Here is a 13,181-nt window from a genome sequence, read left to right as displayed (position 1 = left end):
CGTGCGGACGAGGACTTGCGGCGACGCTGCGCCGTCTGGGCGGGTGCCGTGGTCGGCATGCTCCTCCTGAGCGTGAATGCCGGAAATCGACCGGCGATGATCGGATGACACCGATGGTGCTGCGTACTCCCGCGGGCGGCGCGAACGCCGTCGCGAACGCGGGATCAGGGACGGCCCCGTGCGGTCGCGGGCACTCGCTTCTGCGAGCTGCGACGCCGACTCAGGCCTTCCCCGGCCTTCATTCTAGGGGAAAACGCGCCTCCGAGGTGAGGACAGGCCGTCGGCCTGCCACGGGATCAGCCCCAGAGTGTCGCGACGATGTCTTCGGTGTACCCCTCGGGGGCGAAGTTGATCCACGAGGTCGTGACGAGCGCGTCGTCGGCGAGGTAGTGCGTCTCGCCGCGCGTGTACTCGTTGTCGTCGAGGGTCACGCCCTTCTGTTCGATACGGCACACCGTGCCGTCCCCCATGGGCTCGCACCCGAACCCGGCCGCGCCCAACGTCGAGACGAGACTCGCGGCCTGCTCCGCGTCGATCACCGTGACGTTCGTGGCCAGGCCGTACTCGCTGGGCTTTCCCCACGAGCAGCGCAGCGTGGGCGCGCCGCTATGGATGACCTCGAGCAGGTCGGCGTTCTGCGTCGACAGCATCGTCACGCCCGGGTCGTTGAGCGGCGGATTGGCGGCCTGCAGGCTCGCGAGCATCGTCGCGGAGTAGATGTCCTCGCAGGCGGCCGGCATCTCGAACCCGGCCTGCGGCGTCTCGGTCACGGTCGGGGTGACGGAGGGCCCTGGCGTCGAGCTGCTCGTCGTCGACGTCGGCGAGCCGGACGGTGCGGGAGCGCCCTCGGGCCGGCATCCCGTCGCGACAGCCGCGATCAGCACGACGGCCGTCACGCCCACCACGAGCCGCGGCATCCCGATCCGTCGCGTCACCATGTCTCCACTCCGTCGGCCACGGTCCGAGACTAACGACGACGACGGACGGAGGCCGCGGGCCACGCCGCTCGGGCCTTTGAGAGCCGCCGCGGCGGGTCACGGACCGGCGTACGCGCTCTGCCACTCCGACAGCGTGTGCGGGTCGTCGGTGACGATGCCGTCGACGCCGAGCGCCGTGACGGCATCCCATTGCGTGTCGCGGTTGAGCGTGTAGACCACGACGCGGGCGCCGGCCGCGTGCAGCTCGTCCACGATGCCGGGGCGCGCCAGCACGGCCTTGCGGCTGACGACGACGCCGCGCGCGCCGGCTTCGGTGACCGCGTCCACGACGTCGACGGGCAGCTTCTTGAGGATGAGCAGCCGCGAGGCCACCGGCGATCCGCTCGCGACGAGCGCCAGGGTCCGGGCGTCGAAGCTCGCGAAGACGATGCGGCTGTCGAGGCTGCGGGCGGCCACCTCGGCGATCGCGGCGTCGACAGCGGCGGCATCCCATCGCCCCTTGAGTTCGACGATCGCACGCCCCTGCGCTGCCGCCAGCGTGTCGAGGAACTCGGTCAGGGTCGGCACCGGGGTTCCCGCGTATGCCTCGTCGAACCATCCGCCGGCGTCCAGCTGCCGCACCTCGGCGAGCGTCAGCGCGGCGAGCCGCCCGTGGCCGTCCGTCGTGCGGTCGACGGTCGCGTCGTGCATCAGCACCGGCGCGCGGTCGGCGGTGAGCGCGACGTCGACCTCGACGTAGTCGAAGCCGCTCGCGAGCGCCGCCGTGATGGCGGGAAGCGTGTTCTCGGGGGCGCTCGCTGCTCCCCCGCGGTGACTGGCGATGAAGGCGGCGTCGCCGGGCGTGCGCGTGTCGCCGAGGACCTCCCGGGAGCTGACGCGCGCGGGCGTCGCGCCGAGGAACGCGATGACGACGCTCGCGATGGCGAGCACGCACATGACGAACAGGGCGTGGGTCCGGTCGCGGGCGCGATCGGATGCCGCGGAATCGGGCATCGGGCATGTCCTCCGTGGATCTTGCGCCACGTCCTCTTCGACGTGGTGCCGATCACTTTACATGCGCCGTTACACTTTCGTTACTTTGGATTCGCGCGGGACTGCGTCAATTGCTGATCAGGGCGCACCGCGAGCACGGCGTCCCACAGCGCCTCGGCGACATCGCGCTTGCTCCCCCGCCGCGCCGCGACGACCTCCCCCGCCGCGTCGATGACGGTCACGGCGTTGTCGGGCGACTCGAAGCCCCGCGCCCACCCCACCTCGTTCACGGCGAGCAGGTCGGTACCCTTGCGCGCCGCCTTGCGGCGGCCCCGGTCGAGCAGCGTCTCGCCTTCGCCGGGAGTCTCGGCCGCGAAGCCGACGATCGTCTGCCCCCCGCGCCGCCCGCGGACGAGCCCGGCGAGGATGTCGGGGTTCTCGACGAGGTCCAGGGTGATGCCTCCCTCGGGTGCGGCATCCTTCGAGCGCTTGAGGGGCGAGACCTCGGCGACGCGGTAGTCCGCGACGGCGGCGGCCATCACGACCACGTCGGCTGAGGCCGCCTCGGCCGCCATGACGGTTCCCAGCTCCTCCGCGGTGCCCGCACTCACGATCCGCACGGACGGACGGACGGATGCCTCGGCCAGCACACCCTCCTCGACGTGGGCTGCGACGAGCACGACATCGGCACCCCGGTCCGCCGCGGCGAGCGCCACGGCGATGCCCTGCCGCCCGCTGGAGCGGTTGCCGATGAAGCGCACCGGGTCGATGGGCTCGCGCGTGCCGCCGGCACTGACGACAACGCGCAGGCCCGCGAGGTCGCCGGGCGCCGAGGCGCCGACCGCGGCGAGAGCCGCTGCGAGCACGACCTCGGGCTCCGACATGCGGCCGGGGCCGCTGTCGCCGCCGGTGAGCTCGCCGTCCTCGGGCCCCACCACGATGACGCCGCGCTCACGCAGGACGGCCATGTTGTGGACGGTCGCGGGGTGTCGCCACATCTCGGTGTGCATGGCCGGCGCGACGACGACGGGTGCCGTCGTGGCGAGTAGGGTCGTTCCCAGGAGATCCTCCGCGATTCCCGCGGTCATCTTCGCCAGCGTGTTCGCCGTCGCGGGCGCCACGATCACGAGATCGGCCGACTGGCCGAGCGAGACGTGACGCACGCGTGCGACGTCGTCGTGGACGGAGGTCGTCACGGGGTGGCGGCTGATCGCCTCCCACGTCGGGAGGCCCACGAACCTCAGCGCGTCGTCCGTCGGGACGACGTGGACCTCGTGCCCCGCCTTCACCAGCAGGCGCACGAGCTGCACCGTCTTGTAGGCGGCGATCCCGCCCGTGACTCCGACCACGACGAACACCCTCCGATCTTGGCACGAAGCGCGACCCCCGGTCCGCCGGCCCGAAACGCCCCAGGAGCCCCCGCATGTGCACCGTCGTCATCCGCGTCCCCGAGTCGGCCGACGAGCCGACGCGCGTGCTGGCGGTGCGCGACGAGGACCCCGCGCGTCCGTGGAACCCGCTCGGCCGCTGGTGGCCCGAAGCGCACGACGGCGTCGTCGGCGTGCGCGATGTGCGCGCCGGCGGGGCCTGGCTCGCCGCGGACCCCGCCGCGGGACGCCTCGCGGTGCTGCTCAACAGGGCGGACGTCGACACTCGTCCCGAGTCCGAGCTCGTGTCACGCGGCGGACTCGTTCTCGATGCCGTCGCCGGACGTCTGCCCGCCGGCGAGCCGCCGACGCACGGCTTCAACCTCGTCGAGGTCGAGGGCGGCCGCGCGCGCGTGCTCATGTGGGACGGCGAGTCGCTGCGCACCGTGGAGCTCGCACCCGGCACGCACATGATCGCCCACGACGACGTCGACGACCCTGCGACGCCGCGCATCGCGCGGTGGCTGGGCGAGTTCCAGGCGACGCCTCCCGCCGCCGACGGCGACTGGTGGATGCCGTGGGTCGAGGTGCTCGCCCGCTCGGCCGAGCTCGCCCCCACCGACGACGACGCGATCATCCGCGACAACCGCCCCTACGGCTACCCGACGCTGTCGCTCCTCGCGTGCGTGGCATCCGTCTCGGAGCACGACGTCGACGTGCACTACGGCGAGCTCGCCGAGCCCGGCCGGTGGGGCGGGCTGGAGCTGGACTGACCGGTCCGAAAACCCGTGGTGGTCTGGGGATGCCTCGGTCCGCTACGTTCGACAGCATGAGTCGCGCCGGCATGCTCACGACGGGGGTCGCAGTCGTGATCATCGGGGGGCTCGTCGCTCTCGCCGCGCCGGCGGTCGCCGGCGCGCAGGCCGAGATCTCGTCGTGGGCGCTCTTCCAGCCCACCGCTGAGCCGACCACCGAGCCCGCCGAGGCGGCCGCCGAGTCATCCGCAGAAGACGACGCGATCGGCCAGAAGATGATCGATGAGCTCGGCGACGGGTACGTCTACGTGGGCAACGGCACGGCGATCCCGAAGAACAGTCCGGCCGGGTGCGGGCACCCTGCCTGGCTGCACGTGGGCGGGAAGAGCGCGAGCCTGTCCGGTGACCTGGTCGACCGTGGCGAACGCGAGTTCGCCGCAGGCACCGTCGGCCTGGATGACGAGGGCGAGATCGTGACCTATACGGTCGCACCCGGCGACGCGCTGTTTGCGATCGGTGACCGGTTCTGCATCGCGAACGCCTTGGCGATATCGACTCTCAACCACACGCGGACGATCCAACCCGGCGAGGTGCTTCTCATCCACCCGGACGGTTCGATCCCGTGGGTTCCGTACTACAACCCGGACGACGCCCCCGCCGGCTATCAGCAGATCCCCTACCAACTCGCCGTCGAGGCGATGAGCACGGCGGCCGCCGCCGGCGACATCGACGCCATGCGCGAGATCTTCACCGACAGGCTCTCCGCCCTGTTCCCGGACCCGGCCGACGCCGCCGAGATCGCGCAGGCGCTCGATGTCGGCGACCTGCACGTCCTCCGCCAGATGTTCGCGTAGCCCGCGGACCAGCGAAGGCCCCAGTCCCTCCAGGACCGGGGCCTTCGCATGACACTGGCGTCAGACGAGGCTCTTCGTGTGCCAGACGGTCTTCGTCTCGGTGAACGCGGAGATGCGCGCGAGGCTCGGGGCGGCGGCATCCGCACCGTTCTCCGGCGGGAGCACGCGCGTGAGCGTCTCGGCGGCGGCGATCTGCAGGTCGATCCAATCGAGGTCGCCGGCGCCGACGAGGTCGAGCGCATGCACCTCGGGGTGCGAGGCGAGCCACGGCGCGACCTCGGCCGGGGACCCGGTGAGGACGTTCACGACTCCTCCGGGCACGTCGCTCGTCGCGAGCACCTCGGCGAGACTGATCGCCGACAGGGGGTACCGCTGCGACGCGACCACGACGACGGAGTTGCCGGTCACGAGGGCCGGCGCGATGGCCGAGACGAGGCCGACGAGCGCGGTGTCCTGCGGGGCGATCACGCCGACGACGCCGGTCGGCTCGGGAACCGAGATGTTGAAGTACGGGCCCGCGACGGGGTTGCCGTTGCCGGCGACCTGGCCGAACTTGTCGCACCAGCCCGCGTACCAGACCCAGCGGTCGACGGCCTCGTCGACCTCGGCGCCGGCGACGGCGGCAGAGACGCCCGTCTGCTGCACGATCTCGTCGACGAACTGCGCGCGGCGGCCCTCGAGGATCTCGGCGACCCGGTACAGCACCTGGCCGCGGTTGTAGGCCGTGGCCCCTGACCAGCCCTTGACGGCACCGCGGGCGGCGACGACGGCATCCCTCGCGTCCTTGCGCGACGCGAGAGCGGCGTTCGCGAGGAACTCGCCCTTCGGCGAGACGACCTCGTACGTGCGGCCGGATTCGCTGCGCGGGAACGCGCCGCCGATGAACAGCTTGTACGTCTTGGGGACGGTGAGGCGCTTGCTCACTTGCCCACCTCCTTCTTCGCGGCGCGGGCTTCGACGGCGCGCGTCGCGGCCGAGGCGCCCTTGAGGTAGGCGGCCAGGCCGTGGCGGCCGCCCTCGCGGCCGTAGCCGGACTCCTTGTAGCCGCCGAACGGCGACGACGGGTCGAACCTGTTGAACGTGTTCGCCCACACGACGCCGGCGCGCAGGCGGTCGGCGACGGCGAGGATGCGCGAGCCCTTGTCGGACCACACGCCCGCCGACAGGCCGTAGGGCGTGTTGTTGGCCTTCTCGATCGCCTCGGCCGGCGTGCGGAAGGTGAGCACCGACAGCACGGGGCCGAAGATCTCGTCACGGGCGATGCGGTGCGATGCCTGCACGTTCGTGAAGATCGTCGGAGCGAACCAGAAGCCGTTGTCGGGGATGACGCACGGGGCGCTCCAGCGCTCGGCGCCCTCCTCTTCGCCGATCTGGCTGAGCTCGCGGATGCGGTCGAGCTGCTCGCGCGAGTTGATGGCGCCGATATCGGTGTTCTTGTCGAGCGGGTCGCCGAGGCGCAGCGTCGACAGGCGGTCCTTGAGGCGGTCGACGACCTCATCGTGGATCGACTCCTGCACGAGCAGCCGGCTGCCCGCGCAGCACACGTGGCCCTGATTGAAGAAGATGCCGTTGACGATGCCCTCGATGGCCTGATCGATCGGGGCGTCCTCGAACACGATGTTCGCGGCCTTGCCGCCGAGCTCGAGCGTCAGCTTCTTGTCGGTGCCTGCGACGGCCTTCGCGATCTCACGGCCGACCGCGGTCGAGCCGGTGAAGGCCACCTTGTCGACGTCGGGATGCCGCACCAGTGCCGCGCCGGTGGCCCCGGCTCCGGTGACGATGTTGACGACGCCCGGGGGCAGGTCGGCCTGCTGGAGGATCTCGGCGAAGATGAGCGCCGACAGCGGCGTCGTCTCGGCGGGCTTCAGCACGACGGTGTTGCCGGCGGCGAGCGCCGGGGCGATCTTCCACGCGAGCATGAGGAGCGGGAAGTTCCACGGGATGACCTGGCCCGCGACGCCCAGCGGGCGCGGGTCAGACCCGAGACCGGCGTAGTCGAGCTTGTCGGCCCAGCCGGCGTAGTAGAAGAACCATGCGGCCACGAGCGGCACGTCGACGTCGCGGCTCTCTTTGATCGGCTTGCCGTTGTCGAGGCTCTCGGCGACGGCGAGCTCGCGGGCCCGCTCCTGCACGAGGCGCGCGATGCGGAACAGGTACTTGCCGCGGTCGCGGCCGCTCATCTTCGACCACGTCCGGTCGTAGGCGCGGCGCGCGGCCGCGACCGCCGCGTCGACGTCGGCCTCGGTCGCCGTCGCGATCGTCGCGATGTGCGACTCGTCCGCCGGCGAAATGGTCACGAACGGATCGCCGGACCCCGCGCGGAACTCGCCGTCGATGAACAGCCCGTACTCGGGCTTGAGGCTGAGGATCGCCCGCGACTCGGGGGCGGGTGCGTATTCGAGGAAGCTCATGTTCGTCGTCCCTGGTCCTGGTCTCAGTCGATCGTCACGTAGTCGGCGCCGGAGTAGTGGCCGGTCTTCAGCTTCTGGCGCTGCAGCAGCACGTCGTTGAGCAGGCTCGACGCGCCGTAGCGGAACAGGTGCGGCTGCAGCCACTCCTCGCCCACCGTCTCGGCGACGGTCACGAGGTACTTGATCGCGTCCTTCGAGGTGCGGATGCCGCCCGCCGGCTTGACACCGATCTTCTCGCCCGTGGCACGGTGCCAATCGCGCACGACCTCGAGCATCAGCAGCGTGACAGGCAGCGTGGCCGCCGGCGACACCTTGCCCGTCGACGTCTTGATGAAGTCGCCGCCGGCGAGGATCGCGAGCCACGACGCGCGCTTGATGTTGTCGTAGGTGTTGAGCTCGCCCGTCTCGAGGATCACCTTGAGCGAAGCCGACGTCCCGTCCTCGCGGCGGCAGGCCTGCTTCACACGCGCGATCTGGTCGAAGACCTGACCGTAGCGGCCGGCGAGGAACGCCCCGCGGTCGATCACCATGTCGATCTCGTCGGCGCCGTGCGCGACCGCCTCGGCGGTGTCGGCGAGCTTGATCTCGAGCGACGCGCGGCCGCTCGGGAACGCGGTGGCGACGGCTGCGACGCTCACGCCGCCCTCGTCGGGATCGCCGTGCGCAGAGCCGAGCGCCTCGACCGCGTAGGGCACCATGTCGCCGTAGACGCAGACGGCGGCGACCCGCGGGGTGGTCTGGTCGGAGGCATCTGGATTCAGTGCCTTCGCGACGAGCGACCGCACCTTTCCGGGCGTGTCGGCGCCCTCCAGGGTCGTCAGGTCGATCAGCTGGATGATCTTGTCGAGCGCCCACGCCTTGGATGAGGTCTTGATCGAGCGCGTGCCGAGGGCGGCGGCGCGCTGCTCGAGGCCGACGGCATCGACGCCGGGCAGGCCGTGCAGGTATCGGCGCAGGGTGGTGTCGTCGGGTTCGCCGCCGAGGAGCTCCATAGCCCGCTCGGGCAGCGTCACGATGGATGTGCCTGACATGTCGGGGATGCCTTTCGATGGGTGCGCGGGAGCGCGAGGACAGGGTTCTCAGCCGTCGAGCAGCTGAACAGCGGTGGACTCGTCGGTGATCAGCACGGTGCACAGCCCCGAGCCGACGACCGCGGCCGCGACCGCGTGCTTGGCCGACCCCGCGATCGCGGCGATGGCGACACGCGCCTGACGCAGCTCGTCCAGCGACAGCCCCACGGTGCGGGCGTCGAGCTCGGGGTCGACGATGCGGCCCTTCGCGTCGATGTAGCGGCCGACGACGTCACCGACCGCGCCGGCGGCCACCAGACGGTCGATGTCGGCCGCAGCGAGGTAGCCGCTGTCGACGTGCACCGAACCGTGATCGGCGGCGCCCGCGCTGAACAGGTAGGCGTCAGCCGAGCGCGCCATGTCGAGCACACGGGCGACGACCCGGTCGGCCTCGATGGCGTCTTTCGTGGCGCGGCGTTCGAGGATCGCCGGACTCGGCAGCAGCGCGGCGCTCCCGCCGCCCTTCTGCGCGATGCCGACGGCGGTGGCCGCGGCGGTGCCCGGCCGAGGGCTCATGCTCACGCCGCCGTTGATCTGCACGACATCGGTGTGCGACGACCAGCCTTCGCGCAGATCGTGTGCGATATCCGACAGCGTGCGGCCCCAGCTGACACCCAGCACGCGGGGGCTGGGCCGGATCGACGAGAGATGGTCGGCCGCGGCCTGGGCGACGCGCTGCTGCAGCTCGTCCTCACTGCGCACCCCGGCACGCGACACGACGACGGCGTCGACGAGACCGCGCTCTTCGCGCAGCCGGCGCTCGAGCTGCGGGCGACGCGCGCGCGAGTGGAGGATCTCGATGCGGACGAAGCCGGCGTCCTTCGCCTGGGTCAGCAGGCGGCCGACCTTCCAGCGCGTGATCTGCAGGCTCTTGCCGATCTCTTCCTGCGTGAGGTTCTCTTCGTAGTAGAGCTCCGCGGCACGGATCGAGAGGAGTTCGTCGACGGCGTCCACGATCCTCCCTTCGTCGTCCCTTCCAGGCTGACACACGCATGCGCAGGCGAGCAACATCTGCACATACTTTGCTCAAATGAGCAGGGAGACAGGAGGTATCAGCTCAGCTCGCGCCGCACCTGCACGATGTCGTCCGCGATCTGCGCGACGAGCGCGGCGACGCCCTCGAACGCCACCATGCCGCGGATGCGGGACACGAGCTCCACCTCGACCGTGTGGCCGTACAGATCGAGGTCGGTCTCGTCGAGCACGTACGCCTCGACCTGGCGCACGTGCACGTCGTCGAACGTGGGGTTCGTGCCGATGCTGATCGCCGCCGGGTACCGCACGCTGCTGCGCGGACTGGATGCCTCGGCCCCCGGCATCCCCTCGTCCACCAGCCAGCCGGCATAGATGCCCTCGGCGGGCACGAAGCCCTCCAGGTCGGCCGACAGGTTCGCGGTCGGGAAGCCCAGTTCGCGGCCGCGCTTGAGCCCGTGGACGACCTCGCCGCGCACCGCGTGCGGGCGACCGAGCAGGCGCGCCGCGCCCGCGACGTCGCCTTCGTCGAGCAGTTCGCGCACCCACGTCGACGACACGCGGCGACCGGCGTCGATGGCGCGCACGTCGTCGACGACGTGCACCTCGAAGCCGAACTCGGGACCGAGCTCGCGGAGCAGGTCAGGATTGCCGGCGCCGCCGCGACCGAAGCGGAAGTCCGCCCCGACCATGACGATGCGCACGCCCAGCGCACCCACGAGGACGTGCTCGACGAACTCGCGGGCGCCGAGGTCGGCGAGCGCGCGGTCGAAGGTCAGCATGAGGGTCGCGTCCGCACCGGCGTCTGCCAGCAGCCGCAGCTTCTGCTCCACCCCGACGAGGCTCTGCGGGCAGATCTCGGGGCGCAGAAGGGCCAGCGGGTTGCGGTCGAACGTCACCGCGACGACGCGGGCGCCGGCGGCCTCGGCATCCACTCTCGCGCGGTCGATCACCGCACGATGACCCGAGTGCACGCCGTCGAACTTGCCGATCGCGACGACCGAGGGCCCGAAGCCGGCGGGCACCTCGCTCGGATCACGGAAGACGATCACGATGCCACCGCCGCGTTGTCGGGCGTCGCCTGGTGCGTCGTGGGCCGATGCGTCGCAAGCCACCACAGGCCGAGGAACGGCAGCACGAGCGGCACGAACAGGTACCCCATGCCGAACCACGACCACACGGTCGGGTGGCCGAACAGCTCGGGCGCGACGAGGCTCAGCGTGCCGACGACCAGCACGCCGACGAGCTCGAACACGATCGCGATCCACGCCACGACGTACCAGCCGGGGCGTCCGGCGAACACGAGCGCGAGGGTCGCGACGATGTACACGACGGCCGACAGGGCCGAGAGCGTGTAGGCGAGGGGTGCCTCGTCGAAGCGCTCGACGATCTGCACGAAGGACCGACCGGTGGCGCCGAGGGCCATGATCGCGTACACGATCACGAGCACACGGCCGATGCCGGTCATACGGGGGCGGGCGGGCGACGACATAACCACCTGATTTTAGTTCGTGCGCCCGAAGGCGGGATCCGGATGCCGCGGCCCGGCGTCACAGGGGCCGCGACGGCGTGTCGTCAGCCGGCGGGCTGCAGGGTCCAGATGACCTGCATGCGCCACACCATGACGGCGATAGACAGCGCGGCGACACCCATGATGACGGTGCTCCAGCGGCTGCGCTCGAGCAGCGCCCAGGCGACGGCGGCGAACGGCAGCAGCACGGCCGAGACCAGGTACACCCAGAACTCGAGCAGGCTGCCGGTGGGCGGGTTGCCGGCGAACGGGGCGACGATCGCGATGACGACCTGCGCGACCAGCAGCAGTTCGACGAGCGCGAGCGAGCCGACGCTCCAGTCGCTCGGACGCCGGCCGGCCAGTCCCGCGATGATGCAGAACAGCCCGGCCGCGACGGCGACCACCACCTGCACGATCGTGAACCACAGGATCATCGGGCCGCCTCCTCAGGCATGTTCATGGCGCTCTTCACGTCGGCGCCGCGGCGCTCGACGATGCCGACCAGCACGCCGTCGGGATCGATCGCCGCGGTCGGGTCCGCCGCCAGGCGCGACGCCGCACCCGTGAGCCGCTTGCCGTGGCGCAGGTCGCGAGCCTCGTCGGCTGTGACGTCGAATCGTCCGAGCACAGCCGCCGCCGCCTCGGCCGGTGCGAGCAGCGGGGCGTCGGCGAGGGCGTCGACCGCGGCAGCCTGCGCGACCTCGAAGGGTCCGATGCGGGTCCGACGCAGCGCCGTCAGGTGCCCGCCGACACCGAGCGCGGCGCCGAGGTCGCGGGCGAGGGAGCGGATGTACGTGCCGCTGGAGCAGTCCACGACGACGTCGAGGTCGACCACGGCGACGCCGTCGTCCGTCGTGGTGCGCCGCTCGGCGAGGACGTCGAACCGCGACACCGTGACCTCGCGCGCCTTCAGCTGCACGTCCTCCCCCGCGCGGGCGAGGTCGTACGCGCGCCGCCCGTCGACCTTGATCGCAGAGTAGGTGCTCGGCACCTGCGAGATGCGGCCGGTGAGGGGTGCGATGTGGTCGGCGATCCCCGCAGAGTCGAGAGACGAGGCATCCGTCGTCGCCACGATCTGTCCGTCGGCGTCGTCGGTGTCGGTGGCGACACCGAGCCGGATCGTCGCCTCGTACGTCTTGTCGAGGCCGACCACGAAGGTCAGCAGACGCGTCGCGCCTTCGACACCGAGGACCAGCAGGCCCGTCGCCATCGGGTCGAGGGTGCCGGCGTGCCCGATCTTGCGGGTGCCGAGAGCGCGCCGCGCGCGCGCGACGACGTCATGGCTCGTGATCCCCTGCGGCTTGTCGACCAGCAGGATTCCCGGGGCGGCCATCAGCCGACGATCCGGGGGTGTGCGAGGTCGGCGTTGTCGACGACGACGGATGCCGCCTCCCGCGGCCGCGCCTCGTCGAGGTACAGCTGCTGGCCGCGGCGGTAGCGGGCGTTGGCGGGCGCGTCGGGGTCAGGGTCCGAGCCGTCGCGCAGCGCAAGGCGCGCGTAGGACGTCTCGAACGGCACATCCAGCCAGATCGACCAGTCCCACAGGTCCTGCAGCTCGGGACGGTGCAGGAAGATGCCGTCGACGACGAGCACGGCGTCGCGGGGCGCCGTGACCCACTGCGACTCGACCGGGGTGTCGCGCGTCACGTCGAACGCGGCGAGCTGGAAACCCGTCGTGCCGGCGGTCTGGGCGCCGTCGCGGAACGGGTCGAGCAGCACGCGGCGGAACGTCGCATAGTCGTAGGAGTCGCGATAGAAGCCCTCGGGGCTGCGGCGCCCGAGCGCGTACCGCTCGGCCCGCGGCCGGTGGAAGCCGTCGATCCCCGCCCGGAACACCGCATCGCCGGCCTCGGCGAAGACCTCGGCAAGACCGTCGGCGAACACGGTCTTGCCCGCCCCGTCGACCCCGTCGACGGCGATCACCACGCGTCCGGCGGGGTACCTGCGCCGCACGCGATCGCGCAGTTCACGCCACAGCGTCGTCGTCGGCGTGACAGGAAGGCGCATGCCTCCAGCCTACGGCGCAGACCGCCACCTCCCGCCCGGCGGAAATCCACCCTTTCGCGATTCCGGGCCCCTGGAATCGCGAAAGGGTGGATTCCTGCCGCTTAGGCTGGAGCGCATGCCCGATCTCGCGACGCCGCTCGTCGCCTGGTACCGCGAGAACGCGCGGGATCTGCCCTGGCGGCGGCCGGGCTTCGGCGCGTGGGGCGTGCTCGTCAGCGAGTTCATGTTGCAGCAGACGCCCGTGAACCGCGTGATCCCCCATCTGGAGGCATGGCTGCACCGGTGGCCCACGCCGAGCGACCTGGCGGCGGCGGCGCCCGCC

Annotated in this window: 14 protein-coding genes and 1 pseudogene; 3 read left to right on the top strand and 12 right to left on the bottom strand. The window is 71.4% G+C overall.

The window, feature by feature from the left end; all coding sequences use genetic code 11:
- Positions 1-296 precede the first annotated feature (296 nt).
- The 3 genes from ACTHNQ_RS00280 to coaBC all read right to left on the bottom strand — a co-directional run bounded on the left by ACTHNQ_RS00280 (position 297) and on the right by coaBC (position 3,268).
- A complete protein-coding gene (locus ACTHNQ_RS00280; RefSeq protein WP_440330448.1) occupies positions 297-938 on the bottom strand; it encodes a hypothetical protein in 642 nt (213 codons plus the stop codon).
- 96 nt (positions 939-1,034) lie between these two features.
- Complete coding sequence (locus tag ACTHNQ_RS00275) at positions 1,035-1,931, bottom strand: glycerophosphodiester phosphodiesterase (protein WP_440330447.1); 897 nt, start codon at positions 1,929-1,931, stop codon at positions 1,035-1,037.
- Positions 1,932-2,011: 80 nt separating this feature from the next.
- Complete coding sequence (gene coaBC, locus ACTHNQ_RS00270) at positions 2,012-3,268, bottom strand: bifunctional phosphopantothenoylcysteine decarboxylase/phosphopantothenate--cysteine ligase CoaBC (protein WP_440330446.1); 1,257 nt, start codon at positions 3,266-3,268, stop codon at positions 2,012-2,014.
- Positions 3,269-3,333: 65 nt separating this feature from the next.
- On the opposite strand from coaBC, the gene ACTHNQ_RS00265 reads away from it, so the two are divergent.
- Complete coding sequence (locus ACTHNQ_RS00265) at positions 3,334-4,050, top strand: NRDE family protein (RefSeq protein ID WP_440330445.1); 717 nt, start codon at positions 3,334-3,336, stop codon at positions 4,048-4,050.
- A gap of 56 nt (positions 4,051-4,106) precedes the next feature.
- Positions 4,107-4,886: a hypothetical protein gene (locus ACTHNQ_RS00260; RefSeq protein WP_440330444.1), complete on the top strand. Its 780-nt coding sequence runs from the start codon at positions 4,107-4,109 to the stop codon at positions 4,884-4,886.
- Positions 4,887-4,946: 60 nt separating this feature from the next.
- On the opposite strand, the gene ACTHNQ_RS00255 is transcribed toward ACTHNQ_RS00260, so the two are convergent.
- From ACTHNQ_RS00255 to ACTHNQ_RS00215, 9 genes are all read right to left on the bottom strand, one after another.
- Positions 4,947-5,810, bottom strand: a complete 864-nt coding sequence (locus tag ACTHNQ_RS00255) for an aldehyde dehydrogenase family protein (protein WP_440330443.1) — start codon at positions 5,808-5,810, stop codon at positions 4,947-4,949.
- Complete coding sequence (locus ACTHNQ_RS00250) at positions 5,807-7,297, bottom strand: aldehyde dehydrogenase family protein (RefSeq protein ID WP_440330442.1); 1,491 nt, start codon at positions 7,295-7,297, stop codon at positions 5,807-5,809. Before ACTHNQ_RS00250 ends, ACTHNQ_RS00255 begins: the two co-directional genes overlap by 4 nt.
- A gap of 23 nt (positions 7,298-7,320) precedes the next feature.
- Positions 7,321-8,328 carry a deoxyribose-phosphate aldolase gene (gene deoC, locus ACTHNQ_RS00245; RefSeq protein WP_026305640.1) on the bottom strand — a complete coding sequence of 336 codons (1,008 nt, stop codon included), beginning with the start codon at positions 8,326-8,328 and terminating at the stop codon, positions 7,321-7,323.
- A 48-nt stretch (positions 8,329-8,376) separates the two neighbouring features.
- The gene (locus tag ACTHNQ_RS00240) at positions 8,377-9,321 is read right to left on the bottom strand and encodes a sugar-binding transcriptional regulator (protein ID WP_440330441.1); all 945 of its coding nucleotides are present in this window, start codon (positions 9,319-9,321) and stop codon (positions 8,377-8,379) included.
- Between the two features lie 98 nt (positions 9,322-9,419).
- Positions 9,420-10,391: a bifunctional riboflavin kinase/FAD synthetase gene (locus tag ACTHNQ_RS00235; RefSeq protein ID WP_440330440.1), complete on the bottom strand. Its 972-nt coding sequence runs from the start codon at positions 10,389-10,391 to the stop codon at positions 9,420-9,422.
- The gene (locus ACTHNQ_RS00230) at positions 10,388-10,831 is read right to left on the bottom strand and encodes a hypothetical protein (RefSeq protein ID WP_440330439.1); all 444 of its coding nucleotides are present in this window, start codon (positions 10,829-10,831) and stop codon (positions 10,388-10,390) included. The genes ACTHNQ_RS00235 and ACTHNQ_RS00230 overlap by 4 nt, the downstream gene beginning before the upstream one ends.
- An 83-nt stretch (positions 10,832-10,914) precedes the next feature.
- Positions 10,915-11,286, bottom strand: coding sequence for a hypothetical protein (locus ACTHNQ_RS00225; protein ID WP_440330438.1), 372 nt, complete (start codon positions 11,284-11,286; stop codon positions 10,915-10,917).
- A complete protein-coding gene (gene truB / locus ACTHNQ_RS00220) occupies positions 11,283-12,185 on the bottom strand; it encodes a tRNA pseudouridine(55) synthase TruB (protein ID WP_440330437.1) in 903 nt (300 codons plus the stop codon). Before truB ends, ACTHNQ_RS00225 begins: the two co-directional genes overlap by 4 nt.
- Positions 12,185-12,859 carry a uridine kinase gene (locus tag ACTHNQ_RS00215; protein ID WP_440330436.1) on the bottom strand — a complete coding sequence of 225 codons (675 nt, stop codon included), beginning with the start codon at positions 12,857-12,859 and terminating at the stop codon, positions 12,185-12,187. Before ACTHNQ_RS00215 ends, truB begins: the two co-directional genes overlap by 1 nt.
- A 115-nt stretch (positions 12,860-12,974) precedes the next feature.
- On the opposite strand from ACTHNQ_RS00215, the pseudogene ACTHNQ_RS00210 reads away from it, so the two are divergent.
- A pseudogene (locus ACTHNQ_RS00210) lies at positions 12,975-13,181 on the top strand (A/G-specific adenine glycosylase); the annotation flags it as partial.

Source organism: Microbacterium sp. (assembly GCF_051953575.1).
In the GTDB taxonomy this organism is placed as follows: domain Bacteria; phylum Actinomycetota; class Actinomycetes; order Actinomycetales; family Microbacteriaceae; genus Microbacterium.
Note: the sequence above shows the minus strand (reverse complement) of the source record. Positions and strands in the feature narration are given on the sequence as shown.